The 3,548-nt window shown below is 63.1% G+C and carries 3 protein-coding genes; 1 reads left to right on the top strand and 2 read right to left on the bottom strand.

Annotated features, from left to right (window positions below):
- On the bottom strand, positions 1-1,006 hold a 1,006-nt coding region (gene guaB, locus ACXJ7R_RS27640), incomplete at its 3' end, for an IMP dehydrogenase (RefSeq protein WP_457154595.1).
- 302 nt (positions 1,007-1,308) lie between these two features.
- Here guaB and ACXJ7R_RS27635 point away from each other — a divergent pair.
- Positions 1,309-2,730, top strand: a complete 1,422-nt coding sequence (locus tag ACXJ7R_RS27635) for a DHA2 family efflux MFS transporter permease subunit (protein ID WP_457154594.1) — start codon at positions 1,309-1,311, stop codon at positions 2,728-2,730.
- Positions 2,731-2,741: 11 nt separating this feature from the next.
- On the opposite strand, the gene ACXJ7R_RS27630 is transcribed toward ACXJ7R_RS27635, so the two are convergent.
- Complete coding sequence (locus tag ACXJ7R_RS27630; RefSeq protein WP_457154593.1) at positions 2,742-3,521, bottom strand: RlmE family RNA methyltransferase; 780 nt, start codon at positions 3,519-3,521, stop codon at positions 2,742-2,744.
- Positions 3,522-3,548 lie beyond the last annotated feature (27 nt).

The following is a 3,548-nucleotide window of genomic DNA, read 5'->3' as shown; positions in this document are numbered from 1 at the left end:
CCGCCGACATGATGGCCGAAAGCTGCGGCACACCGACGCCGGCAACGATGCGAGTGGTGCAGATCGAGCCCGGGCCGATGCCGACCTTGACGGCATCCGCGCCGGCGTCGATCAGCGCCTGCGTGCCTTCGGCGGTGGCGACGTTGCCGGCCAGAATGCGAACCGAGTTGGAGAGCTTCTTGGCGCGCGCCACCGCGTCCAGCACGCGCTGCGAATGGCCGTGCGCGGTGTCGATGACCAGAAGGTCGACGCCGGCATCGATGAGACGTTCGGCGCGCTCGAAACCGTCATCGCCGACGCTGGTGGCGGCGGCGGCGCGCAAGCGGCCCTGCGCGTCCTTGGTGGCGTGCGGGTTGAGCTGCGATTTCTCGATGTCCTTGACGGTGATCAGCCCGACGCAATTGCCTCGGCTGTCGACGACGACCAGTTTTTCGATTCGGTGCTGATGCAGGAGGCGCTTGGCCTCGTCCTGGTCGACATTCTCCTTGACCGTGATCAGGTTTTCACGCGTCATCAGTTCGTAGACCTTCTGCGCCGGATCGGACGCGAAGCGCACGTCGCGGTTGGTCAGGATGCCGACCAGCCGACCGATCTTCTGGCCGCCGGTGCCGCCATTCTCGACCACCGGAATGCCCGAAATCGAATAGGTCCGCATCAGCGAAAGCGCGTCGGCAAGGGTGGCGTCGGGGCCGATGGTGACGGGATTGATCACCATGCCGGATTCGAACTTCTTGACCTGCCGCACCTGCTCGGCCTGTTCGGCCGGCGAGAAATTGCGGTGGATGACGCCAATGCCACCGGCCTGGGCCATGGCGATGGCAAGCCGCGCTTCGGTGACGGTGTCCATCGCCGCCGACAGGATCGGCACGTTGAGGTCGATGTCGCCGGCAATGCGCGTGCGGACATCGGTCTCGCCCGGCATGACCTCTGAATGACCGGGCTGTAGCAGCACGTCGTCAAAGGTGAGCGCCAGTGCGCCGGTGGACGTTTCGATGATTTTTGCCATGGCCAGTCCTCGGAATACAGAAAAAGCGCTTGACCAGGATGGACAGCGCCGACTCGTCTTCTTCCCTTTCAGGATTGGCGCTGGCTCGTAACACGTCCCGCCGCCGATGAAAAGCCGATGATTTCACGCTCCCGTAAAGGTGACGTGACGCCGAACGGACGCCATCTGCGATTGCGGTCGCACAAAAGTGACCGCAAATTAATGCRACATCCGCCCCAAGCCGTGATAACCGCCCTTCGTGTCGGCTCGCCCCCAAGGTCGGCAAGCATTTGACGACGAAACATCCAGTTCGGACGCGTTCCTTGAACCGCACCATCCCGCTCATCCTGGCGGTCGCACTTTTCATGGAAAACATGGATTCGACCGTCATCGCGACATCGCTGCCGGCGATCGCCATCGACATCCATACCAGCCCGATCGCGCTGAAGCTGGCTCTGACGGCCTATCTGGTGTCGCTGGCGATCTTCATTCCGATCAGTGGCTGGATGGCCGATCGCTTCGGCGCCAAGAATGTCTTTCGTGCCGCGATCGCGGTCTTCATCGTCGGCTCGATCGCCTGCGCCCTTTCCGGTTCGCTACCGGCTTTCGTTGTGTCACGTTTCCTGCAAGGCATTGGCGGCGCCATGATGACACCGGTCGGGCGACTGGTGCTGGTGCGCGCGACACCGAAGAGTGAGCTGGTCGCGGCTATGTCCTGGCTGACCGTTCCGGCGCTGGTCGGGCCGCTGGTCGGACCGCCGATCGGCGGCTTCATCACCACCTATTTCACCTGGCACTGGATCTTCCTGATCAATGTCCCGATAGGCCTGATCGGCATCTGGCTGGCGACGCGCTTCCTGCCGCGGACCGAACCAACGCAGAACCCGCCACTTGATTTCATCGGCTTCGTGCTGAGCGGGCTGGCGGCATCGGGCGTGGTGTTCGGCCTATCGGTGGTCAGCCTGCCGTATCTACCGCCGATCGTCGGCATCATCACAGTGGTAGTCGGCCTGGCGTCGGGAGTACTCTATTTGCTCCATGCGCGCCGCGCCAAAAATCCGCTGCTGGCGCTGGAACTGTTCCGCAACCAGGTGTTCCGTTCCTCTGTGCTTGGCGGCTCGTTGTTCCGCATCGGCATCGGCGCCGTGCCGTTCCTGCTGCCGCTGATGTTCCAGATCGGCTTCGGACTGACGCCCTTTCAGTCGGGAATGATCACCTTCGTCTCGGCGATCGGCGCCATCGGCATGAAATTCGTCACCGCGCTGATCTTCCGCGTCGCCGGCTTCCGCCGCGTGCTGGTCGTCGGCTCGTTGGTCGCTGCGGCGTCGATTGCCATCAACGGGCTGTTCACACCCGACACGCCCTATCTGCTGATGCTGGCCATGCTTTTGGTCGGCGGCTTCATCCGCTCGATGTTCTTCACCGGCGTCAATGCGCTTGCCTATGCCGAGGTTTCGGCTGAAGACACCAGCAAGGCGACGCCGATTACCGCTGTCTTCCAGCAGCTTTCGATCGCGCTCGGCGTGGCGCTGGCCGGCGGCATCCTGGAAGTTTCGACGTCAATCCATGGCGGTCCGCTTTCGCTGGACGACTTCCACATCGCCTTCTTCATCGTCGCGGCTGTATCGGCGGCGGCGGCGCTGTCGTTCGTGCGGCTGGCGCCCGATGCCGGCAACGCCATCTCCGGCCATGGCCGGCTGAGCACGCCCAAGACGCTGGAACCGGTGAGCCCGCCTGGCAATTGAACCGAATGGCTTTAGGCTTCGGGCTCGCCCTGCCCTTCGCTATCGCTCGAAGCGTTCGAAACGTCGACTTTGCGTTCCGGCCCGCCTGGAGGCTCTCGCCCTTTGAAATCCTTGGCCAACAAATAGAGCTCGACCGATTCGTCGCGCGACGCCGGCGGCTTAACGTGATGGACCGAGCGGAAATTGCGCTTGAGCATGGAGAGCAGTTCGTTTTCGGCGCCGCCCTGGAAGGTCTTGGCGAGGAAATGCCCGCCCGGCTTCAGGACCGACAGCGCGAAATCGGCCGCCACCTCGCACAGATGCATGGTGCGGATATGGTCGGTCCTCTTGTGGCCGGTGGTGGGCGCCGCCATGTCGGACAGCACGACATCCGGGTCGCCGCCCAGCGCCGCGGCCAGCTTCTGCGGTGCCAGCGGATCGAGGAAATCCATCAACAGCACCGGCGCACCGGGCACGGCATCCATTTCCAGATAGTCGATGCCCACGACATGCGGCTTGTCGGCTGTCGATTTCGTGCGCGCCGCCGCGACCTGGCACCAGCCGCCGGGGGCAGCACCCAGATCGATCACCTTCATGCCGGGTTTCAGCAAATGATGCTTGTCGTCGATCTCGATCAGCTTGTAGGCCGCGCGCGAGCGGTAGCCATCCGCCTTGGAGCGCTGGACATAGGGATCGTTGATGTGGCGCTGCAGCCAGCGGCGCGACGATTCCTTCAGGCCGCTCTTCTTCTTGATCCGCGTCTTCAGCACGCGAATGCTCGCAGACCCTGGTTTTTCCGGTTTCTTGGTCATTGCCTAATTTCTTGCCTGAGTATGGTC

Source organism: Mesorhizobium sp. P5_C1, assembly GCF_054049815.1.
The sequence above is the reverse complement of the archived record's forward strand: the minus strand, read 5'-3'. Positions and strand labels throughout refer to the sequence as shown.